Source organism: Rhodococcus zopfii NBRC 100606 = JCM 9919 (genome assembly GCF_001895025.1).
Lineage (GTDB): Bacteria > Actinomycetota > Actinomycetes > Mycobacteriales > Mycobacteriaceae > Rhodococcus > Rhodococcus zopfii.
The window spans coordinates 83389-102636 of the sequence record NZ_BCXI01000027.1 but is presented as its reverse complement, the minus strand read 5'-3'; the positions used below and the strand labels follow the sequence as shown (position 1 = coordinate 102636).

Below are 19248 nucleotides of genomic sequence, written 5' to 3'. Positions count from 1 at the left end.
GGAGTTAGAGAATGCCACGCAGCCTCAAGAAGGGCCCGTTCGTCGATGACCACCTCCTGGCGAAGGTGGATCTGCAAAACGAGAAGGGCACCAAGCAGGTCATCAAGACCTGGTCGCGCCGTTCCACTATCCTGCCCGATTTCATCGGTCACACGTTTGCCGTCCACGACGGTCGCAAGCACGTGCCGGTGTTCGTTTCGGACTCGATGGTCGGACACAAGCTCGGCGAGTTCGCGCCGACCCGTACGTTCAAGGGCCACATCAAGGACGACCGGAAGAGCAAGCGTCGATGAGCACTGAAACCACCAACCCCAGCGCTCGGGCTGTTGCGCGCCACGTGCGTGTGACCCCGATGAAGGCGCGTCGCGTCGTCGACATCGTTCGCGGTAAGTCGGTCGAGGATGCCCTCGCGATCCTCAAGTTCGCTCCGCAGGCCGCTGCCGAGCCGGTCGCCAAGGTGATCGCCTCCGCCGCTGCCAACGCGCAGAACAACCTGGACCTCGACCCCAGCACGCTCGTCGTCGCGACGGCGTACGTGGACGAGGGTGCGACCCTGAAGCGGTTCCAGCCGCGTGCCCAGGGCCGCGCGTTCCGGATCCGCAAGCGGACGAGCCACATCACCGTGATCGTCGAGAGCGTCGCCTCCCGGTCGACCGCGTCCAACCGTAACCGCCGGAAGGGAGCTCAGTAGTGGGCCAGAAAATCAACCCGCACGGCTTCCGCCTGGGCATCACCACCGACTGGAAGTCGCGGTGGTACGCGGACAAGCAGTACGCGGAGTACGTGAAGGAAGACGTCGCGATCCGTAAGTTCCTGGCCTCCGGCCTGGAGCGCGCGGGCATCGCGAAGGTCGAGATCGAGCGGACCCGGGACCGCGTGCGGGTGGACATCCACACCGCGCGTCCGGGCATCGTCATCGGCCGCCGCGGCGCCGAGGCCGATCGCATCCGCGCCGAGCTCGAGAAGCTGACCGGCAAGCAGGTCCAGCTGAACATCCTCGAGGTGAAGAACGCGGAGTCCGAGGCACAGCTCGTTGCCCAGGGCGTCGCAGAGCAGCTCAGCAACCGTGTCGCGTTCCGTCGTGCGATGCGCAAGGCCATCCAGTCGGCCATGCGTCAGCCGAACGTCAAGGGCATCCGGGTGCAGTGCTCCGGTCGTCTCGGCGGCGCCGAGATGTCCCGCTCGGAGTTCTACCGTGAGGGTCGAGTTCCGCTGCACACGCTGCGCGCGGACATCGACTACGGCCTGTACGAGGCGAAGACCACCTTCGGCCGCATCGGCGTGAAGGTCTGGATCTACAAGGGCGACATCGTCGGTGGCCGTCGTGAGCTGGCCGCTGCGGCCGCTCCCGCGGATCGCCCGCGTCGCGAACGCCCCAGCCGTCCGCGTCGCTCCGGTGCATCGGGCACCACGGCGACCAGCACGGACGCCGGCCGCGCCGCCTCTGCCGATGCACCCGCTTCGACTGAGAATCAGGAGGGCTGACGCATGTTGATCCCACGGCGGGTCAAGCACCGCAAGCAGCACCACCCGAGCCGTTCGGGTGCCGCCAAGGGCGGTACCCAGGTGACCTTCGGTGAGTACGGGATCCAGGCTCTCGAGCCGGCCTACATCACCAACCGGCAGATCGAGTCCGCTCGTATCGCCATGACCCGGCACATCAAGCGTGGCGGCAAGATCTGGATCAACATCTTCCCGGATCGCCCGCTGACCAAGAAGCCGGCCGAAACCCGAATGGGCTCCGGTAAGGGTTCGCCCGAGTGGTGGGTCGCGAACGTCAAGCCCGGTCGCGTGCTGTTCGAGATGAGCTACCCGAACGAGGAGATTGCCCGCGAGGCCCTGCGCCGCGCGATGCACAAGCTCCCCTGCAAGTGCCGCATCGTGACGAGGGAGGAGCAGTTCTGATGGCTACCGGTACCCCCGCCGCGGAACTTCGCGAACTGAGCGACGCAGAGCTGGCCGACAAGGTCCGTGAGTTCAAGGAAGAGCTGTTCAACCTGCGCTTCCAGATGGCCACCGGACAGTTGGACAACAACCGTCGCCTCCGCGTCGTGCGGAACGAAATTGCCCGGATCTACACGGTGCTGCGCGAGCGTGAGCTCGGCCTGTCCACCGGCCCGAATGCGGGTGACGTGGCATGAGTGAGGAAAAGGCAGTGAGCAACAACGAAGAGCGCGCGAGCCGCAAGGTCCGCATCGGCTACGTCGTCTCGGACAAGATGGAAAAGACCATCGTGGTCGAGCTCGAGGACCGCGTGAAGCACCCGCTGTACGGCAAGATCATCCGCCGTACCACCAAGGTGAAGGCGCACGACGAGAACGGTCTGGCCGGCGTCGGCGACCGCGTCCAGCTGATGGAGACCCGTCCGCTGTCCGCCAGCAAGCGGTGGCGTCTGGTCGAGGTGCTCGAGAAGGCCAAGTAGGCCTCTCCCGCATCGGCGGCGAGATTTTCGACTGCGGCACCCCGCCGCCCGTTTCCACGGGCGGCGGGGTGCCGTCGGTGTTCGGGGCGCGTTGGCGTTCGGGACGGCGTCGGCCGGGTGCCGGACAGGGGAGCGACCTCACAGTTCGCGAATTTGCCCTGCATGCGGTATATCGCCTACCCTGGACGGGTTGCTTCGCGGGACCCGTGTGTCTTTCGCACGTGCGCCGCGAGTAGCCGACGACCGCGTACGTCCAGGTCGGAAATCTGACGTATATACCAATCCAGGTCAAGGAGAAGTTAGTGATCCAGCAGGAGTCGCGACTGCGCGTCGCCGACAACACGGGTGCCAAGGAGATTCTCTGCATCCGCGTTCTCGGTGGCTCGTCCCGTCGCTACGCCGGAATCGGCGACATCATCGTCGCCACCGTCAAGGACGCGATCCCCGGTGGCAACGTCAAGCGTGGCGATGTCGTCAAGGCCGTGGTCGTGCGCACCGTCAAGGAGCGCCGCCGGCCGGACGGCTCGTACATCAAGTTCGACGAGAACGCCGCGGTCATCATCAAGGGTGACAACGACCCGCGTGGCACCCGCATCTTCGGCCCCGTCGGCCGCGAGCTGCGCGACAAGCGGTTCATGAAGATCGTCTCGCTCGCTCCGGAGGTGCTGTGATGAAGGTGCACAAGGGCGACACCGTGCTCGTCATCTCGGGCAAGGACAAGGGTGCCAAGGGCAAGGTCATCGCGGCCTTCCCGAAGGAGAACCGTGTCCTCGTCGAGGGCGTGAACCGGATCAAGAAGCACACGGCGGTCTCGGCCAGCGAGCGCGGCGCCTCCTCCGGGGGCATCGTGACGCAGGAGGCCCCGATCCACGTTTCCAACGTCGCGGTCATCGACTCGGACGGCAACCCCACCCGCGTGGGCTACCGGACCGACGAGGAATCCGGCAAGCGCGTTCGGATTTCCCGGAAGAACGGGAAGGACATCTGACATGACCACCACCGAGAACAAGACCCAGCCGCGCCTCAAGGCCCGCTACCGCGCCGAGATCAAGGACGCGCTGAACGCGGAGTTCGACTACGCGAACGTCATGCAGATCCCGGGCGTCGTCAAGGTCGTCGTGAACATGGGCGTCGGCGACGCCGCTCGCGACGCCAAGCTGATCAACGGTGCGGTCGCGGACCTGACCCTCATCACCGGTCAGAAGCCCGAGATCCGCAAGGCCCGCAAGTCCATCGCGCAGTTCAAGCTGCGTGAGGGCATGCCGATCGGTGCGCGCGTCACGCTGCGTGGCGACCGCATGTGGGAGTTCCTGGACCGTCTCGTGTCCATCGCCCTTCCCCGTATCCGGGACTTCCGTGGCCTCAACGGCAATCAGTTCGACGGTAACGGCAACTACACGTTCGGCCTGAACGAGCAGTCGATGTTCCACGAGATCGACGTGGACAGGATCGATCGCCCCCGCGGCATGGACATCACCGTCGTGACCACCGCTACCAACAACGAAGAAGGCCGTGCCCTGCTCAAGCACCTCGGCTTCCCGTTCAAGGAGAACTGAGCCCATGGCTAAGAAGGCACTGGTCAACAAGGCCAACAGCAAGCCGAAGTTCGCGGTGCGCGCCTACACCCGCTGCCAGCGCTGCGGGCGCCCCCACGCGGTCTTCCGCAAGTTCGGACTCTGCCGCATCTGCCTTCGCGAGATGGCACACCGCGGTGAACTTCCCGGGGTTCACAAGAGCTCCTGGTGACGTGAACGGGCGGGTCGCCGCTGTGTGACCCGCCCGCCCTCACACCCGTCAGGGGTCCGATCCGCACCCGCAGATCGGACCCGCATGAAACCAAGTTCGTTGTAGGCCCACGGCCGGCACGGACCGCGACCTCTCGTCGCGGTGGTGCGCCGGTGTTGCATGGGAACCGCAGCGAGAAAGGTGAACAGGTCAGCTATGACCATGACCGACCCCATCGCAGACTTCTTGACTCGTCTGCGCAACGCCAACACGGCGTACCACGATCAGGTGAAGCTGCCTCACTCGAAGATCAAGGCGAACATCGCCGAGATCCTCAAGCGTGAGGGCTACATCGCCGACTTCCGCACCGAGGATGCCGAGGTGGGCAAGACCCTCATCGTCGACCTCAAGTACGGCCAGTCCCGCGAGCGCAGCCTCGCCGGTGTGCGCCGCGTGTCGAAGCCCGGCCTGCGCGTGTACGCGAAGTCCACCAACCTGCCCAAGGTCCTGGGCGGCCTCGGCGTGGCGATCATCTCCACGTCTTCCGGTCTGCTCACCGATCGCCAGGCGGCCAAGCAGGGAGTGGGTGGGGAAGTCCTCGCCTACGTCTGGTAAGGGAGGCCAACACATGTCGCGTATTGGAAAGATTCCCGTTACCGTCCCCGCCGGCGTCGAGGTGACCATCGATGGCCAGGACGTCGCGGTCAAGGGCCCCAAGGGCAACCTGTCGCTGACGATCGCCGAGCCCATCGCCGTTGCGAAGGACGAGGACGGCGCGCTGCAGGTCACGCGCCCCAACGACGAGCGTCGCAGCCGTGCGCTGCACGGTCTGTCGCGCACCCTGGTGCAGAACCTCATCGTCGGTGTGACCCAGGGCTACACCACCAAGATGGAGATCTTCGGCGTCGGTTACCGCGTGGCGCTCAAGGGCCAGGACCTCGAGTTCGCCCTCGGCTACAGCCACCCGGTGCTCATCGAGGCCCCCGAAGGCATCACCTTCGCGGTCGAGACCCCGACGAAGTTCTCGATCTCGGGTATCGACAAGCAGAAGGTCGGCCAGATCGCGGCCAACATCCGTCGTCTGCGCAAGTCCGACCCGTACAAGGGCAAGGGCATCCGCTACGAGGGTGAGCAGGTCCGTCGCAAGGTCGGAAAGACGGGTAAGTGATCATGAGCGAGCAGACAGAGAACCAGAAGGCCAAGCGCATCCCGCGCGGCAAGGACGTGTCCACCACGCGCCGGCTGTCGAAGACGCGTCGTCACTTCCGTCTCCGCAAGAAGATCTCGGGCACCGCCGAGCGTCCGCGTCTCGTTGTCAACCGGTCGTCGCGTCACCTGCACGCGCAGCTGGTCAACGACCTGACGGGTACGACCGTCGCGGCTGCCTCGACGATCGAAGCCGACGTCCGCGCCCTCGAGGGCGACAAGAAGGCCCGTGGCGCCAAGGTCGGTCAGCTGATCGCCGAGCGCGCGAAGGCTGCCGGCGTGGAGGCTGTGGTCTTCGACCGCGGCGGCCACACCTACAGCGGCCGCATCGCGGCCCTCGCGGACGCGGCTCGCGAAGGCGGGTTGAAGTTCTGATGACCATTTTTTCGAACGGAAGGAACGCCTGATGCCGGGACGTCAGCGGCGTGACGGCGGCAACGGCCCCGCCGGACAGAATGGCCCCAACACCGGGGACAACCGTGGTGGTCGCGACCGCCGCGATCGCGACTCGCGCGGCGGCAACGCTGCGGAGAAGTCGAACTACATCGAGCGTGTCGTCTCGATCAACCGTGTGTCGAAGGTCGTCAAGGGCGGCCGTCGCTTCAGCTTCACCGCTCTGGTGATCGTGGGCGACGGCAACGGCCTGGTCGGCGTCGGCTACGGCAAGGCCAAGGAAGTTCCCGCGGCCATTCAGAAGGGTGTCGAGGAGGCTCGCAAGGGCTTCTTCCGCGTCCCGCTCATCGGCAAGACCATCACCCACCCGGTGCAGGGTGAGGCCGCCGCAGGTGTCGTCCTGCTGCGTCCCGCCAGCCCCGGTACCGGTGTGATCGCCGGTGGCGCGGTGCGTGCCGTGCTCGAGTGCGCGGGCATCCAGGACATCCTGTCGAAGTCTCTCGGCTCCGACAACGCCATCAACGTCGTGCACGCGACCGTTGCTGCTCTCAAGGGCCTGCAGCGTCCGGAGGAAGTCGCGGCCCGCCGCGGTCTGCCCCTCGAGGACGTGGCTCCGGCCGGCATGCTGCGTGCACGCGCTCAGGCTGCTGGGAGCGTGAACTAATGGCAGAGCTGAAGATCACCCAGATCAAGAGCACCATCGGCGCCAAGTCGAATCAGCGTGACAGCCTGCGCACCCTCGGCCTGCGGAAGATCCGTCAGTCCGTCGTTCGCGAGGACAACGCGCAGAACCGTGGCTTGATCAACGTGGTGCGTCACCTCGTGACCGTTGAGGAGGTCTGAAAATGACCATCAAGCTGCACCACCTGCGTCCCGCTCCGGGCGCGAAGACGGACAAGACCCGCGTCGGCCGCGGTGAAGGTTCGAAGGGCAAGACCGCAGGCCGCGGTACGAAGGGCACCAAGGCGCGTAAGAACGTCTCGGCGGCCTTCGAGGGTGGCCAGATGCCGCTGCACATGCGGCTTCCGAAGCTCAAGGGCTTCAAGAACGCCTTCCGCACCGAGTACCAGGTCGTCAACGTCGGCGACATCGCTCGCGTGTTCCCCGAGGGTGGCACCATCGGCGTCGACGAGCTCGTCGCGAAGGGCCTGGTTCGCAAGAACCAGCTCGTGAAGGTGCTCGGCGAGGGCGAGATCTCCGTGGCCGCTCAGGTGACCGCGGACAAGTTCTCCGGCTCCGCCAAGGAGAAGATCACCGCAGCCGGCGGCACGGCGACCGTTCAGGCCTGACCTGTTCGCTCGTGCTCGTGCACGGCTGCCGAACGGCCGCGCTGCAGCTTCTGCTGCGGTGCGGCCGTTCGTCGTTGCGGGGTGTTGACGTACCCTACGGGAACGTCCCCCCGTCCGCGCGGCCCGTCGGGCCCCGCGCCCAGAGGTGTGCGAGCCCCCTCGCGTGGGCGTCGCCCGGGGCTGCACTGTTAGAGTTCAAGAGTTGTCCACCGTCCGACGGGTGGTACCCATCGACCCGTCGTCCCCGCCCGGCCTGCCAGGAGGATCTTTGCTTTCCGCCTTCGTTTCGGCCCTCAGGACCCCGGACCTGAGGCGGAAGATCCTCATCGCGATCGGTCTGGTCGCGCTGTACCGGCTCGGCGCGACGCTGCCGTCCCCGGGTGTCGACTACGGGAACGTGCGCGCCTGTATCGACCAGATCGCCGGCGGTGAGCAGGCGGGAATCTACTCGCTCATCAACCTGTTCTCCGGTGGCGCGCTGTTGCAGCTGTCGGTGTTCGCGATCGGCATCATGCCGTACATCACCGCGAGCATCATCGTGCAGCTGCTCACCGTCGTGATTCCCCGGTTCGAGGAGCTCCGCAAGGAGGGCCAGGCCGGTCAGGCGAAGATGACGCAGTACACGCGATACCTCGCGATCGCGTTGGCGGTGTTGCAGTCGACCGGCATCGTGGCGCTCGCCGCGCGCGGCCAGCTGCTCCAGGGATGCTCCGAACCGATCCTCGCCGACGACAGTGTCTTCGGGATGGTCGTGATCGTGCTCGTGATGACCGCGGGCGCGGCGCTGGTCATGTGGTTCGGTGAGCTCATCACCGAGCGCGGTGTCGGCAACGGCATGTCGCTGCTGATCTTCTCGGGAATCGCCTCGCGCCTGCCGTCCGAGGGCAACATGATCCTCGAGTCGCGCGGTGGCCTGGTCTTCGCGATCGTCTGTGTCGTCGCTCTGGCGATCATCACCGGTGTGGTGTTCGTCGAGCAGGGCCAGCGCCGGATTCCGGTGCAGTACGCCAAGCGCATGGTCGGGCGCCGCATGTACGGCGGCTCGTCGACCTACCTGCCGCTGAAGGTGAACCAGGCCGGCATCATCCCGGTGATCTTCGCGTCGTCCCTGCTGTACCTGCCGAATCTCATCGCTCAGCTCACCGGCTCGAGCACTGCGACCGATCCGAGCTGGTGGCAGCGATTCATCAACGAGTACCTCGTCAACCCGAACAACCCGGTCTACATCGCGATCTACTTCGCGCTGATCGTGTTCTTCGTGTTCTTCTACGTGGCGATCACCTTCAATCCGGAGGAGCGCGCCGACGAGATGAAGAAGTACGGCGGGTTCATTCCCGGCATCCGTCCCGGCCGGCCCACCGCGGACTACCTCACGTACGTGCTCAACAGGATCACCGTGCCGGGCGCGCTCTACCTGGGTCTCATCGCAACGCTGCCGCACTTCTTCCTGTCCGGCAGCCAGACCGCGTCGAGCATCTTCGGCGGCGCAGCGGTGCTTATTCTCGTCAGTGTCGCGCTGGACACTGTCAAGCAGATCGAAAGTCAACTGATGCAGCGCAACTACGAAGGGTTCCTCAAGTGAGACTTGTACTCCTCGGTCCTCCCGGTGCCGGCAAGGGCACGCAGGCCGCAATCCTGTCGGAGAAGCTCGGCGTCCCTGCCATTTCGACCGGCGATCTCTTCCGCGCCAACATCGGGCAGGGCACCCCGCTCGGTGTCGAGGCCAAGAAGTACATCGACGCCGGCGAGCTCGTGCCCGCCGAGATCACCAACAACATGGTGCGCGCTCGCCTCGCCGAGCCCGACGCTGTCAACGGCTTCCTGCTCGACGGGTTCCCCCGGAGTGTGGAGCAGGCCCGCGAACTCGAGTCGATGCTGAAGGACCTCGACACCGCCCTCGACGGGGTGCTGTCCTTCGAGATCGACGAGGAGATCGTCGTCGAGCGGATGCTCGCCCGCGGTCGCGCCGACGACAGGGAAGACGTGATCCGCAACCGCCTCCGGGTGTACCGGGAGGAGACCGCGCCGCTGCTCGACTACTACGCCGATTCGCTCGTCACGGTCGACGCGGTCGGTGAGGTCGAGGAGATCAACGCCCGCGCACTCGCCGCGCTCGGCAAGTAACAAGCAGGATCGAGGAATTCGACATGGGTTTCGGGCGTAAGCGCAAGGTCGTCCCGTTCCGCACGTCCGGTGAACTGGACGCGATGGCGGCAGCGGGCGCGATCGTCGGGGCCGCGCTGGTCGCGGTGCGCGACGCCGCGAAGCCGGGTGTCAGCACCCTCGAACTCGACCGGGTGGCGGAGGCGGTCATTCGCGATGCGGGGGCCGTCCCGTCGTTCCTGGGATACCACGGGTTCTCCGGTTCGATCTGCTCGTCGGTCAACGACCGCGTCGTGCACGGCATCCCGTCCGCCGGCGACGTCCTTGCCGAAGGCGACCTCGTCTCCATCGATTGCGGCGCGATCCTCGACGGATGGCACGGCGATTCGGCGTGGACGTTCGGCGTCGGCGAGCTGTCGCAGGCCGACGCCGAACTGAGCGAAGCCACACGGCTGTCGATGGAGGCCGGCATCGCCGCGATGCTTCCCGACAACCGGCTCACCGACGTCTCGCACGCCATCGAACTGGGCACCCACGCCGCGGAGAAACTGCACGGTCGCAGCTACGGAATCGTCGACGGGTACGGCGGCCACGGCATCGGCCGCGAAATGCACATGGACCCGTTCCTGCCCAACGAGGGCGCACCCGGCAAGGGACCGCGTCTGGTCGTCGGATCGGTGCTCGCGATCGAGCCGATGCTCACCCTCGGCACGTATGACACCGAGGTGCTCGAGGACAAGTGGACCGTCGTGACCACCGACGGCAGCCGCGCCGCGCATTGGGAGCACACCGTCGCGGTCACGGAGGACGGACCGCGCATCCTCACGCTCCGTCCCGAGTAGTCCGGTCCACCCGGCCGGCGCCCCGTCCCACCCCTCCGTGGCGGAGCGAATGTATCGCCCGCTCGATTGAAGGAGACGAACGGTACATTCGCTCGGATGGGGGAGGCGGACTCACACCTCCAGGAGGGCGGACTCACACCTCCAGGAGGAGGGTGACCGGGCCGTCGTTGACGAGGCTCACCTCCATGTGTGCGCCGAACACTCCGGTAGCGACGTCCGCGCCGAGGGCGCGCAGAGCCGCGACGAACTCGTCGACGAGAGGTTCGGCGACCGGACGCGGTGCGGCCGCCGACCACGACGGGCGCCGGCTCCTGCGGGTGTCGGCCATCAGCGTGAACTGGCTGACGACGAGCAGCGGGGCATTCAGATCCGACGCCGACCGTTCCTCGTCGAGGATGCGCATCGTCCAGACCTTCCGGGCCAGGGTCGCGGCCTTCGCGGCGTCGTCGTCGTGCGTGACGCCGACGAGAACGAGCAGTCCGTGTGCGCCGTCGGCGGGGGAGATGCGCGCGACCTCGGTGCCGTCGACCGACACCGCCGCCGTCGTGACCCGCTGAACCAGTGCCCGCACCCGTGGTCCTCCTCGTGTTGTCTCATTTGGCCTGGTGGGAAACTTCCCGTACCATTGATCGGTGGTGCGCTCTGCGCTCCGGTGATCGGCTTGCTCGTGAACCGGTTCCTGCCGAGCGTCACGGTATCGGATGTCGATGCAACCACACACCGAACGACGGATCGCGGAGGATATGGCTAAGAAAGACGGGGCAATCGAGGTCGAAGGCCGTGTTGTCGAACCGCTGCCCAATGCGATGTTCCGCATTGAGCTCGAGAACGGCCACAAGGTCCTGGCTCACATCAGCGGCAAGATGCGCCAGCACTACATTCGCATCCTGCCCGAGGACCGGGTTGTCGTGGAGCTCTCCCCCTACGACCTGTCGCGCGGACGCATCGTCTACCGCTACAAGTAAGAGCTTCCCCGGCTACACGGTCGGGGAGAACCATGTCTTCGACACGGTCTTTTGCCGTGTTCGGGGGCGGACATACAGGAGATCGGACGCACGTGAAGGTTCAGCCTAGCGTCAAGAAGATCTGCGAGAAGTGCAAGGTGATCCGCCGCAACGGCCGGGTCATGGTGATCTGCGAGAACCTGCGTCACAAGCAGCGTCAGGGCTAGATCGACTCTTCTTCGCGAAGATCGGCTTGGCAACAAGCAGCTCGGAAACGAGCACGAAGACCTTCCAGCACCAGTCGCACGGTTACGATTCCCGATTCGTCGGGGAGCTGTGCGATCAACCCCCGGTTCGGAGGCCGGGGCCCCACTGTGTTTGTCGACTACACAGTTTCTAGACGCAGGGGACGGGCTGGGAGCAGACCTCCGCACACCGAAAAGGAATGCCACTCATGGCACGTCTCTCAGGTGTCGATCTTCCCCGCGAAAAGCGGATGGAGATCGCACTTACCTACATCTACGGCATCGGCCGTACCCGCTCCAAGGAGATCCTGGCGGCAACCGGCGTGAACCCGGACCTGCGCAGCAAGGACCTCTCGGACGAGGACCTGGCGAAGCTCCGCGAGTTCATCGAGGAGTCCTACAAGGTCGAGGGTGACCTCCGCCGCGAGGTCCAGGCGGACATCCGCCGCAAGATCGAGATCGGCTGCTACCAGGGCCTGCGACACCGTCGTGGTCTGCCCGTGCGTGGACAGCGCACCAAGACCAACGCCCGCACCCGTAAGGGTCCGAAGCGCACCGTCGCAGGAAAGAAGAAGTAATGCCTCCCAAGTCACGCAGCACCGGTCCGAAGAAGACCCAGAAGGCACGGCGCAGGGACAAGAAGAACGTTCCGCACGGCGCTGCTCACATCAAGAGCACCTTCAACAACACGATCGTGTCCATCACGGACCCGAACGGCAATGTCATCTCCTGGGCGTCGTCGGGCCACGTCGGCTTCAAGGGCTCGCGCAAGTCGACCCCGTTCGCCGCGCAGCTCGCCGCCGAGAACGCCGCCCGCAAGGCGCAGGAGCACGGTGTCAAGAAGGTCGACGTCTTCGTGAAGGGCCCGGGCTCGGGCCGCGAGACGGCGATCCGTTCCCTCCAGGCCGCGGGCCTCGAGGTGGGCACCATCTCCGACGTCACCCCCCAGCCGCACAACGGCTGCCGTCCGCCCAAGCGGCGTCGGGTCTAACGGGAAAGGAATAGGTACTAGAAAATGGCACGTTATACCGGTCCCGTCACCCGCAAGTCGCGTCGTCTCCGCGTCGACCTCGTCGGAGGCGACCAGGCGTTCGAGCGTCGCCCCTACCCGCCGGGCCAGCACGGCCGCGCGCGGATCAAGGAGAGCGAATACCTGCTCCAGCTGCAGGAGAAGCAGAAGGCTCGCTTCTCCTACGGCATCATGGAGAAGCAGTTCCGCCGCTACTACGAGGAAGCCGCCTCCCGTCCCGGTAAGACCGGTGAGGTTCTGCTGACCATCCTCGAGTCGCGTCTGGACAACGTCGTCTACCGTGCGGGCCTCGCCCGCACGCGCCGGCAGGCCCGCCAGCTGGTGAGCCACGGCCACTTCCTTGTCAACGGCAAGAAGGTCGACATCCCCAGCTACCGCGTCTCCCAGTACGACATCATCGATGTCCGCGAGAAGTCGCTGAGCACGCTGCCGTTCCAGGTTGCCCGCGAGACCCAGGGCGATCGCCCGATCCCGGGTTGGCTGCAGGTCGTCGGCCAGCGTCTCCGGGTGCTGGTCCACCAGCTCCCCGAGCGCGCGCAGATCGACATCCCGCTGCAGGAACAGCTGATCGTCGAGTACTACTCGAAGTAAGGCGCACACGCGCTGCGGTGTTCTTCCGGCCCCCGTTCTTCGGAATGTCGAGCCGGGAGAACACCGCATCCCACGAGGGCGTCATATAGCGGACGCCCACAAGGAGGCAACTCATGCTCATTTCGCAGCGACCCACGCTGACCGAAGATGTCATCGCCGACAACCGCTCGAAGTTCATCATCGAGCCGCTCGAGCCTGGCTTCGGGTACACCCTCGGCAACTCGCTTCGTCGCACCCTGCTGTCCTCGATCCCGGGCGCGGCCGTCACCAGCATCCGCATCGACGGCGTGCTCCACGAGTTCACCACCGTCCCCGGTGTGAAGGAGGATGTCACCGACATCATCCTGAACCTCAAGGGCCTCGTGGTGTCCTCGGACGAGGACGAGCCGGTCACCATGTACGTCCGTAAGCAGGGCCCCGGCACCGTGACCGCGGCAGACATCGTGCCCCCGGCCGGTGTCACCGTCCACAACCCGGACCTGCACATCGCCACCTTGAACGACAAGGGCAAGCTGGAGATCGAGCTCGTCGTCGAGCGCGGTCGCGGCTACGTCCCGGCCGTGCAGAACAAGGCGTCCGGCGCCGAGATCGGCCGTATCCCGGTCGACTCGATCTACTCGCCGGTGCTCAAGGTGACGTACAAGGTGGAGGCGACCCGCGTCGAGCAGCGCACCGACTTCGATCGGTTGATTCTCGACGTGGAGACCAAGAACTCGATCACCGCGCGGGACGCGCTCGCTTCGGCGGGCAAGACCCTGGTGGAGCTCTTCGGTCTGGCTCGTGAGCTGAACGTCGAAGCAGAAGGCATCGAGATCGGTCCCTCGCCCGCCGAGGCCGACCATATCGCCTCCTTCGGACTTCCCATCGAGGATCTGGACCTGACGGTCCGGTCCTACAACTGCCTCAAGCGCGAAGGTGTTCACACCGTCGGCGAGCTCGTGGCACGCACGGAGTCCGATCTGCTCGACATCCGCAACTTCGGTCAGAAGTCCATCGACGAGGTCAAGGTCAAGCTGCACTCGCTCGGCCTGTCGCTCAAGGACAGCCCCGCATCGTTCGACCCGAGCACCGTGGCCGGCTACGACGCCGCCACCGGTACCTGGAGCGACACCGATGCAGGTTCCTTCGGCGACGCCGACGGCAACGAGGACTACGCCGAGACCGAACAGCTGTAGCAGCTCACGGTCCGTTACTAGGAGAAAATCATGCCCAAGCCCAAGAAGGGTGCCCGCTTCGGCGGGTCGGCCTCGCACCAGAAGGCGATCTTCGCCAACCTGGCCACCGCGCTCTTCGAGCACGGCCGCATCACCACCACCGAGGCCAAGGCCAAGGCTCTGCGTCCCTACGCGGAGAAGCTCGTCACGCACGCGAAGACCGGCACGCTGGCTTCCCGTCGTGAGGTGCTGAAGGTCATCCGCAACAAGGACGTCGTGCACGCCCTGTTCGCGGAGATCGGTCCGTTCTACGAGGACCGCAACGGCGGCTACACCCGCATCATCAAGACCGTCCCCCGCAAGGGCGACAACGCTCCGATGGCGATCATCGAGCTCGTCAAGGAGAAGACGGTCACCTCCGAGGCCGATCGCGCCCGCCGCGTCGCCGCCTCGCAGGCTGCCGAGGAGAACGTCGTCGAGGCTGTCGAAGCCGACGCGACCGACGCCGAGGTCGAGAACGCGGACGCCGTCGTCGAGGGTATCGAGGACAGCACCGCAACGGCCGCCGATGCCGACGAGGCCAAGAAGGACTAGTCCACTTGGTTTCGGCATCCGCTGATGCGACCGAACCCGTCGTCCCCTCGGGGGACGGCGGGTTCGCCGCATCCGAGCCCGGGGACATCACCCGGCTGCGACTCGACATCGCCTACGACGGCACCGACTTCTCCGGCTGGGCGCGGCAACCCGGCCTGCGCACCGTGTGCGGGGAGATCGAGGAGAAGCTCTCCGCGATCGTGCGTACCCCGGTACTGCTGACCGTCGCCGGTCGCACCGACGCCGGGGTGCACGCCTCCGGGCAGGTCGCCCACGTCGACGTGCCCACCGCGGCGTTGCCCGACGACCCGTCCCGCTGGGTGCGGCGCCTCGCCCGGTTTCTGCCCCGCGACGTGCGGGTGACCGGAATCTCGGTGGCCCCCGAACACTTCGACGCCCGGTTCTCGGCGATCCGGCGGCACTACGAGTACCGCGTCACCACCTCCGCATACGGCGCGCAACCGCTGCGCGCCCGCGACACCGTGTCGTGGCCGAAGATCGTCGACCTCGACGCGATGCAGCGCGCGTCGGAGTCGCTGCTCGGCCTGCACGACTTCGCGGCGTTCTGCAAACGCCGCGAGGGCGCGACCACCGTCCGGGAACTGCAGCGCTACAAGTGGACGCGAGACGGGGACATCCTCACCGCGCACGTCAGTGCCGATGCGTTCTGCTGGTCGATGGTGCGCAGCCTCGTCGGCGCGGCACTCGCGGTGGGCGAGGGCCGGCGGACCGTCGAGTGGATGACCGCGCTGCTCGACGAGCGTGAACGCGCGGCGTCGGTCGCGGTCGCGCCGGCACACGGACTGTCGCTCGTCGGTGTGGACTACCCCGCCGATGAGGACCTCGCCGCCCGGAACGTGGCGACCCGCGAGGTGCGGGGCCCGATCGTTCCCGGATGCTGCTGACGAGACTGCGGTCCCGGCGCGCCTGGTGCGTCGGGATGCCGGCCTCCGGTAGCCTGCCCGTCGGAGACGTTGTCGTCTCCGACCGGCCACGGCGTCCCGGTCGCGTCTTGAAGTTTGAATCTGGTTGCCGGTCAATGGATTTCGGGAGGACCAATGGTATCCGACGCGCGTTGGCGGCAGCGTATCGCGGCGGTGGGAATCGTCGTGGCGATGCCGGTCGCAGGTGTTGCGCTCGCCGAGCCGGCGTCGGGCGACATCGTGAGAAGTACTGCAGCGCACGTGGACCGTATCGACGAAGTGAGCGATCGGGAGCTCACGATGTACGTGTACTCGGCGGCGATGGACCGGGTCGTGCGCCTGGACGTCATCCGCCCGGCGGACGCGAGCGGTCCCCGGCCGGTGCTGTATCTGCTCAACGGAGCCGGCGGCGGCGAGGACGCTGCGACCTGGCAGCAGCAGACCGACGTACGAGAGTTCTTCGACGACAAGGACGTCAACGTCGTCATCCCCGTCGGGGGTGCCTACAGCTACTACACCGACTGGCAGCAGGACGACCAGGTGCTCGGCCGGCAGCGGTGGACGACGTTCCTCACCGAGGAGCTGCCGCCGGTCCTCGACCAGGCGCTCGGCACCAGCGGCCGCAACGCGATCGCGGGTATGTCCATGTCCGGTGGATCGGCGCTGGCGTTGGCAGCCGACGCGCCGGATCTGTACCAGGCAGTCGCGGCGTACAGCGGCTGCGCGCAGACGAGTTCGGAACCCGGGCAGAACTACGTCGAGTTGGTGGTGCACCTCGGTGGCGGTGACGTCGAGAACATGTGGGGGCCGGTCGGTGGGCCCGAGTGGATCGCGCGGGATGTCACGCTCAACGCGGAAAAGCTGCGCGGCAAGGCCCTGTACATCTCGTCCGGTGGGGGACTGCCCGGCCCGCACGAGTTCTCGTCGGCACCGAATCCGGTCGACTACGCCGTGCTCGGCACGATCGAGGCGGCGGTGTCGCAGTGCAACGAGAGGCTCCGGAACACGCTGGACGGGCTCGGTATCGAGGCCACCTACGACCTGCGGCCGGACGGAACGCATTCGTGGGGCTACTGGCAGGATGCACTGCACGACTCGTGGCCGATGATAGCGGCGGCCATCGGCGGTTGACGGTTCGCCGAGTCGGTCGGCACCCGGGGAAGAATGCGTGAGGGGTGAGGTCGTACGACCTCACCCCTCACGGATTTTTCCAGGCTCGGGTCAGAGCAGGATGCCGAGGCCGGCGAGCAGGGTGGCCAGCGTGGCAGCGAGAGATCCGAGAATCATGAAATTCCTCCGTTTTGTCGGTGACAGGGCGGTATGTCCTGTCTGTGTCGAATCCTAGATACGGTCCGAACGGTTGATATCTATCCCAACGGCGTGTTGTTGATCTTGTTCGGTGACAAAGCTCTCAGTTCGCGAGGCTACGGGCGATCACAAGGCGCTGGATCTGGTTGGTGCCCTCGAAGATCTGGGTGATCTTGGCGTCGCGCATGAATCGTTCGACGGGGAAGTCGCGGGTGTAGCCGTAGCCGCCGAGAACCTGCACGGCGTCGGTGGTGACCTTCATCGCCGCGTCGGTCGCGACGAGCTTCGCGACCGACGCCTGCCGCGAGTACGACAGTCCGGCGTCCTTGCGGCGGGCGGCGTCGATGTACGTGGCACGGGCCGAATCGACCGCGGCGGCCATGTCGGCGAGCACGAAACCCAGGCCCTGGTGGTCGATGATCGCCTTGCCGAACGCGGTGCGTTCCTTCGCGTAGGCGGTGGCCTCGTCGAGTGCGGCCTGTGCCAAGCCCACCGCGACCGCGGCGATGCCCAGGCGGCCGGAATCGAGCGCGCTGAACGCGATCGGCAGGCCCTGGCCTTCTGCGCCGATGCGCCGCTCCTCGGGAACGAAGGCGTTGTCGTAGTGCGCCGTCGTGGTCGGGATCGCGTGCAGGCCCATCTTCTCCTCGGGCTTGCCGAAGGTCAGTCCGTCGGTGCCGTCGGGAACCAGGAAGCACGAGATGCCCTTGGAACCGGCATCGGAGGTGCGGGCGAACAGCGTGTAGAAGTCGGCCTTGCCGCCGTTGGTGATCCACGCCTTCGCGCCGTTGATGCGGTAGCCGCCGTCGACGGCGGTCGCGCGGCACGCCAGTGCGGCGGCGTCCGATCCGGCCTGCGGCTCGGACAGGCTGTAGGCGCCGATGGTGTTGCCGCCGAGCATGTCCGGGAGCCACTTGTTCTTCTGCTCCTCGGTGCCGTGCGTCGCGAGCGCGAAGCAGGACAGGCCGTGCACGCTCACCGCGACCGCGACCGCGGCCCACCGCGCGCCGAGTTCCTCGAGCACCTGCAGGTACACCTCGTACGGCTGGTTTCCGCCGCCGAACTCCTCCGGATACGGCAGGCTCAGCAGTCCGGCCGCGCCGAGCGCGGGGAACACCCCTTCGGGGAACGTCTCGTTGCGTTCGTGCTCGACGACGCGCGGGGCCAGGACCTTGTCGGCGACGTCCCGGGTCAGTTCGATCAGGTCGCGGGCTTCGGGGGTGGGCAGCAGGCGCTCGACAGGCACGGAGGGCTCCTCGATCGGGGGAATCAGTACTCAAGACGATACTCCAGTACTATTTTCCGTATGACAAGAGCGGGAGCCCGGCGCACCACGGCCCGGCGGGCGCAGTTGTTCGACGAGCTCGTGGCGTTGTTCCTGGCCGAGGGATTTGCCCACTTCACCCTCGACGACATCGCCTCCCGCCTCCGTTGCTCGAAATCCACGCTGTACGCGCTTGCGGAGAACAAGGACCGTCTCGTCCACGCCGTCACCGTGCACTTCTTCCGCGGCGCCACCGAACGGGTCGAAGCCGAACTGGCCGGCAGCGCCGGGGCCGAGGCCCGCATCCGCACCTACCTGGAATCGGTGGGCCGGCAACTCGAACCGGCCTCACCCCGCTTCATGGAGGACATGGCCGCGACCTCCGTGGCGCGCGAGGTCTACGAACGCAACACCCGGCTCGCCGCCGAGCGGGTCCGGTCCCTCATCAGCGAGGGCGTCGCCTCGGGAGAGTTGCGCGACGTGCACGCCGCGTTCGTCGCCGACGTCGTCGCCTCCGTCATGGTCCGCATCCAGCAGCGGGAGGTCGCCGCCGCGACCGGGCTCGCCGACGCCCAGGCCTATCGCGAACTCGCGACACTGCTCACCCACGGCCTCACCGTCTGACCGGGATGGTTCGATGACAACCATGGACGGGACCGAGCCGATCAAGCTGGACATCATCGTGGCGAGCGTGCGCGCGGGCCGCATCGCTCCCGTCGTCGCGGACTGGTTCGCGCGCACCGCGCGCCGGCGGTCCGAATTCGAGGTCGGGATCGTCGACCTCGCCGAAATCCCGCTGCCGCAGGACTTGTCCGGGGGAGCCGGCGCCGAGGCGTTCACCCGGCAGATCGGTGCGGCCGACGCGTTCGTGATCGTCACCTCCGAGTACAACCACGGCTACCCGGCGGCGCTCAAGACCGCCATCGACACCGTGAAACACGAATGGCGAACCAAGCCGGTCGGATTCGTCTCCTACGGTGGACTGTCCGGGGGGTTGCGTGCCGTCGAGCAGCTGCGCCAGGTGCTCGTCGAGGTGCACATGGTGCCGGTCCGCGAATCCGTGAGTTTCCACCGCGTCAAGCACGCCTTCGCCGCCGACGGCAGCACATCCGACGGTGCGGCGATCGATTCGGCCGAGCGCATGCTCGACCAGCTCGCGTGGTGGGCGCGCACCGTGCGGGCCGGGCGGGACACGGAACCCTATCCGGGCTGACG

General features: G+C 66.5%; 32 protein-coding genes. 30 read left to right on the top strand and 2 right to left on the bottom strand.

The features are described 5' to 3' along the window. Positions 1 to 11 precede the first annotated feature (11 nt). The 19 genes from rpsS to map all read left to right on the top strand — a co-directional run bounded on the left by rpsS (position 12) and on the right by map (position 9980). A complete protein-coding gene (gene rpsS / locus RZ1_RS17370) occupies positions 12 to 293 on the top strand; it encodes a 30S ribosomal protein S19 (RefSeq protein WP_068163597.1) in 282 nt (93 codons plus the stop codon). After that, positions 290 to 691 (top strand): 50S ribosomal protein L22, encoded by a 402-nt coding sequence (gene rplV, locus RZ1_RS17365; RefSeq protein WP_068163599.1) that lies wholly within the window; start codon positions 290 to 292, stop codon positions 689 to 691. Before rpsS ends, rplV begins: the two co-directional genes overlap by 4 nt. Then, positions 691 to 1485, top strand: a complete 795-nt coding sequence (rpsC, locus tag RZ1_RS17360) for a 30S ribosomal protein S3 (protein WP_068163602.1) — start codon at positions 691 to 693, stop codon at positions 1483 to 1485. The genes rplV and rpsC overlap by 1 nt, the downstream gene beginning before the upstream one ends. Positions 1486 to 1488: 3 nt before the next feature. Continuing rightward, positions 1489 to 1905 carry a 50S ribosomal protein L16 gene (rplP, locus tag RZ1_RS17355; protein WP_072813736.1) on the top strand — a complete coding sequence of 139 codons (417 nt, stop codon included), beginning with the start codon at positions 1489 to 1491 and terminating at the stop codon, positions 1903 to 1905. Continuing rightward, positions 1905 to 2141 carry a 50S ribosomal protein L29 gene (gene rpmC / locus RZ1_RS17350; protein WP_068163609.1) on the top strand — a complete coding sequence of 79 codons (237 nt, stop codon included), beginning with the start codon at positions 1905 to 1907 and terminating at the stop codon, positions 2139 to 2141. The genes rplP and rpmC overlap by 1 nt, the downstream gene beginning before the upstream one ends. After that, positions 2138 to 2422, top strand: a complete 285-nt coding sequence (gene rpsQ / locus RZ1_RS17345; RefSeq protein ID WP_072813735.1) for a 30S ribosomal protein S17 — start codon at positions 2138 to 2140, stop codon at positions 2420 to 2422. The genes rpmC and rpsQ overlap by 4 nt, the downstream gene beginning before the upstream one ends. A gap of 302 nt (positions 2423 to 2724) precedes the next feature. Beyond that, positions 2725 to 3093: a 50S ribosomal protein L14 gene (rplN, locus tag RZ1_RS17340; RefSeq protein ID WP_068163686.1), complete on the top strand. Its 369-nt coding sequence runs from the start codon at positions 2725 to 2727 to the stop codon at positions 3091 to 3093. After that, complete coding sequence (gene rplX, locus RZ1_RS17335) at positions 3093 to 3410, top strand: 50S ribosomal protein L24 (protein WP_072813734.1); 318 nt, start codon at positions 3093 to 3095, stop codon at positions 3408 to 3410. The genes rplN and rplX overlap by 1 nt, the downstream gene beginning before the upstream one ends. A 1-nt stretch (position 3411) precedes the next feature. Continuing rightward, positions 3412 to 3978: a 50S ribosomal protein L5 gene (rplE, locus tag RZ1_RS17330; RefSeq protein WP_072813733.1), complete on the top strand. Its 567-nt coding sequence runs from the start codon at positions 3412 to 3414 to the stop codon at positions 3976 to 3978. A gap of 4 nt (positions 3979 to 3982) precedes the next feature. After that, positions 3983 to 4168, top strand: a complete 186-nt coding sequence (locus RZ1_RS17325) for a type Z 30S ribosomal protein S14 (protein WP_072813732.1) — start codon at positions 3983 to 3985, stop codon at positions 4166 to 4168. 195 nt (positions 4169 to 4363) lie between these two features. Then, a complete protein-coding gene (rpsH, locus tag RZ1_RS17320) occupies positions 4364 to 4762 on the top strand; it encodes a 30S ribosomal protein S8 (RefSeq protein ID WP_072813731.1) in 399 nt (132 codons plus the stop codon). Between the two features lie 13 nt (positions 4763 to 4775). After that, the gene (gene rplF / locus RZ1_RS17315) at positions 4776 to 5315 is read left to right on the top strand and encodes a 50S ribosomal protein L6 (RefSeq protein ID WP_072813730.1); all 540 of its coding nucleotides are present in this window, start codon (positions 4776 to 4778) and stop codon (positions 5313 to 5315) included. Positions 5316 to 5317: 2 nt separating this feature from the next. After that, entirely contained in the window at positions 5318 to 5728 is a 411-nt protein-coding gene (gene rplR / locus RZ1_RS17310; RefSeq protein ID WP_068163690.1) for a 50S ribosomal protein L18, read from the top strand. Between the two features lie 31 nt (positions 5729 to 5759). After that, the gene (gene rpsE, locus RZ1_RS17305; RefSeq protein WP_072813729.1) at positions 5760 to 6410 is read left to right on the top strand and encodes a 30S ribosomal protein S5; all 651 of its coding nucleotides are present in this window, start codon (positions 5760 to 5762) and stop codon (positions 6408 to 6410) included. Then, positions 6410 to 6589, top strand: a complete 180-nt coding sequence (rpmD, locus tag RZ1_RS17300) for a 50S ribosomal protein L30 (protein ID WP_006554593.1) — start codon at positions 6410 to 6412, stop codon at positions 6587 to 6589. Before rpsE ends, rpmD begins: the two co-directional genes overlap by 1 nt. A 2-nt stretch (positions 6590 to 6591) precedes the next feature. After that, a complete protein-coding gene (gene rplO, locus RZ1_RS17295; RefSeq protein ID WP_068163632.1) occupies positions 6592 to 7035 on the top strand; it encodes a 50S ribosomal protein L15 in 444 nt (147 codons plus the stop codon). A 268-nt stretch (positions 7036 to 7303) separates the two neighbouring features. Then, positions 7304 to 8617: a preprotein translocase subunit SecY gene (gene secY, locus RZ1_RS17290; RefSeq protein WP_072813728.1), complete on the top strand. Its 1314-nt coding sequence runs from the start codon at positions 7304 to 7306 to the stop codon at positions 8615 to 8617. Further along, positions 8614 to 9159, top strand: coding sequence for an adenylate kinase (locus RZ1_RS17285; RefSeq protein ID WP_072813727.1), 546 nt, complete (start codon positions 8614 to 8616; stop codon positions 9157 to 9159). The genes secY and RZ1_RS17285 overlap by 4 nt, the downstream gene beginning before the upstream one ends. Positions 9160 to 9182: 23 nt before the next feature. Continuing rightward, complete coding sequence (gene map, locus RZ1_RS17280) at positions 9183 to 9980, top strand: type I methionyl aminopeptidase (RefSeq protein WP_072813726.1); 798 nt, start codon at positions 9183 to 9185, stop codon at positions 9978 to 9980. Between the two features lie 133 nt (positions 9981 to 10113). Here the strand turns inward: map and dtd are convergent, their stop codons facing one another. Further along, positions 10114 to 10551 carry a D-aminoacyl-tRNA deacylase gene (dtd, locus tag RZ1_RS17275; RefSeq protein ID WP_072813725.1) on the bottom strand — a complete coding sequence of 146 codons (438 nt, stop codon included), beginning with the start codon at positions 10549 to 10551 and terminating at the stop codon, positions 10114 to 10116. 172 nt (positions 10552 to 10723) lie between these two features. Here dtd and infA point away from each other — a divergent pair, with 172 nt between their 5' ends. The 9 genes from infA to RZ1_RS17230 all read left to right on the top strand — a co-directional run bounded on the left by infA (position 10724) and on the right by RZ1_RS17230 (position 16592). Next, a complete protein-coding gene (infA, locus tag RZ1_RS17270; RefSeq protein ID WP_003418601.1) occupies positions 10724 to 10945 on the top strand; it encodes a translation initiation factor IF-1 in 222 nt (73 codons plus the stop codon). A 92-nt stretch (positions 10946 to 11037) separates the two neighbouring features. Continuing rightward, positions 11038 to 11151: a 50S ribosomal protein L36 gene (gene rpmJ, locus RZ1_RS17265; protein WP_003938068.1), complete on the top strand. Its 114-nt coding sequence runs from the start codon at positions 11038 to 11040 to the stop codon at positions 11149 to 11151. A 227-nt stretch (positions 11152 to 11378) separates the two neighbouring features. Beyond that, the gene (gene rpsM, locus RZ1_RS17260) at positions 11379 to 11747 is read left to right on the top strand and encodes a 30S ribosomal protein S13 (RefSeq protein WP_072813724.1); all 369 of its coding nucleotides are present in this window, start codon (positions 11379 to 11381) and stop codon (positions 11745 to 11747) included. Beyond that, positions 11747 to 12160 (top strand): 30S ribosomal protein S11, encoded by a 414-nt coding sequence (rpsK, locus tag RZ1_RS17255; protein ID WP_003938066.1) that lies wholly within the window; start codon positions 11747 to 11749, stop codon positions 12158 to 12160. The genes rpsM and rpsK overlap by 1 nt, the downstream gene beginning before the upstream one ends. A gap of 24 nt (positions 12161 to 12184) precedes the next feature. Continuing rightward, the gene (rpsD, locus tag RZ1_RS17250; protein WP_072813723.1) at positions 12185 to 12790 is read left to right on the top strand and encodes a 30S ribosomal protein S4; all 606 of its coding nucleotides are present in this window, start codon (positions 12185 to 12187) and stop codon (positions 12788 to 12790) included. Between the two features lie 113 nt (positions 12791 to 12903). Then, positions 12904 to 13965 carry a DNA-directed RNA polymerase subunit alpha gene (locus RZ1_RS17245; RefSeq protein WP_072813722.1) on the top strand — a complete coding sequence of 354 codons (1062 nt, stop codon included), beginning with the start codon at positions 12904 to 12906 and terminating at the stop codon, positions 13963 to 13965. Positions 13966 to 13995: 30 nt separating this feature from the next. After that, the gene (gene rplQ / locus RZ1_RS17240; protein ID WP_072813721.1) at positions 13996 to 14538 is read left to right on the top strand and encodes a 50S ribosomal protein L17; all 543 of its coding nucleotides are present in this window, start codon (positions 13996 to 13998) and stop codon (positions 14536 to 14538) included. 5 nt (positions 14539 to 14543) lie between these two features. After that, positions 14544 to 15443, top strand: coding sequence for a tRNA pseudouridine(38-40) synthase TruA (gene truA, locus RZ1_RS17235; protein WP_083583748.1), 900 nt, complete (start codon positions 14544 to 14546; stop codon positions 15441 to 15443). Positions 15444 to 15653: 210 nt separating this feature from the next. Further along, entirely contained in the window at positions 15654 to 16592 is a 939-nt protein-coding gene (locus RZ1_RS17230) for an alpha/beta hydrolase (RefSeq protein WP_139281881.1), read from the top strand. A gap of 280 nt (positions 16593 to 16872) precedes the next feature. Here the strand turns inward: RZ1_RS17230 and RZ1_RS17225 are convergent, their stop codons facing one another. Beyond that, positions 16873 to 18015: an acyl-CoA dehydrogenase family protein gene (locus tag RZ1_RS17225; RefSeq protein WP_072813719.1), complete on the bottom strand. Its 1143-nt coding sequence runs from the start codon at positions 18013 to 18015 to the stop codon at positions 16873 to 16875. A 60-nt stretch (positions 18016 to 18075) separates the two neighbouring features. On the opposite strand from RZ1_RS17225, the gene RZ1_RS17220 reads away from it, so the two are divergent. After that, positions 18076 to 18657 (top strand): TetR/AcrR family transcriptional regulator, encoded by a 582-nt coding sequence (locus RZ1_RS17220; RefSeq protein ID WP_072813718.1) that lies wholly within the window; start codon positions 18076 to 18078, stop codon positions 18655 to 18657. A gap of 22 nt (positions 18658 to 18679) precedes the next feature. Next, positions 18680 to 19246, top strand: coding sequence for an NADPH-dependent FMN reductase (locus RZ1_RS17215; protein ID WP_072813717.1), 567 nt, complete (start codon positions 18680 to 18682; stop codon positions 19244 to 19246). Positions 19247 to 19248 lie beyond the last annotated feature (2 nt).

Bases quoted from the DNA above. Each gene is read 5' to 3' on its own strand.
- rplO (WP_068163632.1), top strand. From the start codon at position 6,592: ATGACCATCAAGCTGCACCACCTGCGTCCCGCTCCGGGCGCGAAGACG.
- RZ1_RS17325 (WP_072813732.1), top strand. From the start codon at position 3,983: ATGGCTAAGAAGGCACTGGTCAACAAGGCCAACAGCAAGCCGAAGTTC.
- rpmC (WP_068163609.1), top strand. From the start codon at position 1,905: ATGGCTACCGGTACCCCCGCCGCGGAACTTCGCGAACTGAGCGACGCA.
- RZ1_RS17220 (WP_072813718.1), top strand. From the start codon at position 18,076: ATGACAAGAGCGGGAGCCCGGCGCACCACGGCCCGGCGGGCGCAGTTG.
- rplV (WP_068163599.1), top strand. From the start codon at position 290: ATGAGCACTGAAACCACCAACCCCAGCGCTCGGGCTGTTGCGCGCCAC.
- RZ1_RS17230 (WP_139281881.1), top strand. From the start codon at position 15,654: ATGCCGGTCGCAGGTGTTGCGCTCGCCGAGCCGGCGTCGGGCGACATC.
- rpsQ (WP_072813735.1), top strand. From the start codon at position 2,138: ATGAGTGAGGAAAAGGCAGTGAGCAACAACGAAGAGCGCGCGAGCCGC.
- rplX (WP_072813734.1), top strand. From the start codon at position 3,093: ATGAAGGTGCACAAGGGCGACACCGTGCTCGTCATCTCGGGCAAGGAC.
- rpsM (WP_072813724.1), top strand. From the start codon at position 11,379: ATGGCACGTCTCTCAGGTGTCGATCTTCCCCGCGAAAAGCGGATGGAG.
- rpmD (WP_006554593.1), top strand. From the start codon at position 6,410: ATGGCAGAGCTGAAGATCACCCAGATCAAGAGCACCATCGGCGCCAAG.
- rplR (WP_068163690.1), top strand. From the start codon at position 5,318: ATGAGCGAGCAGACAGAGAACCAGAAGGCCAAGCGCATCCCGCGCGGC.
- rplF (WP_072813730.1), top strand. From the start codon at position 4,776: ATGTCGCGTATTGGAAAGATTCCCGTTACCGTCCCCGCCGGCGTCGAG.
- rpsD (WP_072813723.1), top strand. From the start codon at position 12,185: ATGGCACGTTATACCGGTCCCGTCACCCGCAAGTCGCGTCGTCTCCGC.
- rpsS (WP_068163597.1), top strand. From the start codon at position 12: ATGCCACGCAGCCTCAAGAAGGGCCCGTTCGTCGATGACCACCTCCTG.
- infA (WP_003418601.1), top strand. From the start codon at position 10,724: ATGGCTAAGAAAGACGGGGCAATCGAGGTCGAAGGCCGTGTTGTCGAA.
- map (WP_072813726.1), top strand. From the start codon at position 9,183: ATGGGTTTCGGGCGTAAGCGCAAGGTCGTCCCGTTCCGCACGTCCGGT.
- rplQ (WP_072813721.1), top strand. From the start codon at position 13,996: ATGCCCAAGCCCAAGAAGGGTGCCCGCTTCGGCGGGTCGGCCTCGCAC.
- rpsK (WP_003938066.1), top strand. From the start codon at position 11,747: ATGCCTCCCAAGTCACGCAGCACCGGTCCGAAGAAGACCCAGAAGGCA.
- rpsE (WP_072813729.1), top strand. From the start codon at position 5,760: ATGCCGGGACGTCAGCGGCGTGACGGCGGCAACGGCCCCGCCGGACAG.
- rplP (WP_072813736.1), top strand. From the start codon at position 1,489: ATGTTGATCCCACGGCGGGTCAAGCACCGCAAGCAGCACCACCCGAGC.
- RZ1_RS17215 (WP_072813717.1), top strand. From the start codon at position 18,680: ATGGACGGGACCGAGCCGATCAAGCTGGACATCATCGTGGCGAGCGTG.
- rpsH (WP_072813731.1), top strand. From the start codon at position 4,364: ATGACCATGACCGACCCCATCGCAGACTTCTTGACTCGTCTGCGCAAC.
- rplE (WP_072813733.1), top strand. From the start codon at position 3,412: ATGACCACCACCGAGAACAAGACCCAGCCGCGCCTCAAGGCCCGCTAC.
- RZ1_RS17245 (WP_072813722.1), top strand. From the start codon at position 12,904: ATGCTCATTTCGCAGCGACCCACGCTGACCGAAGATGTCATCGCCGAC.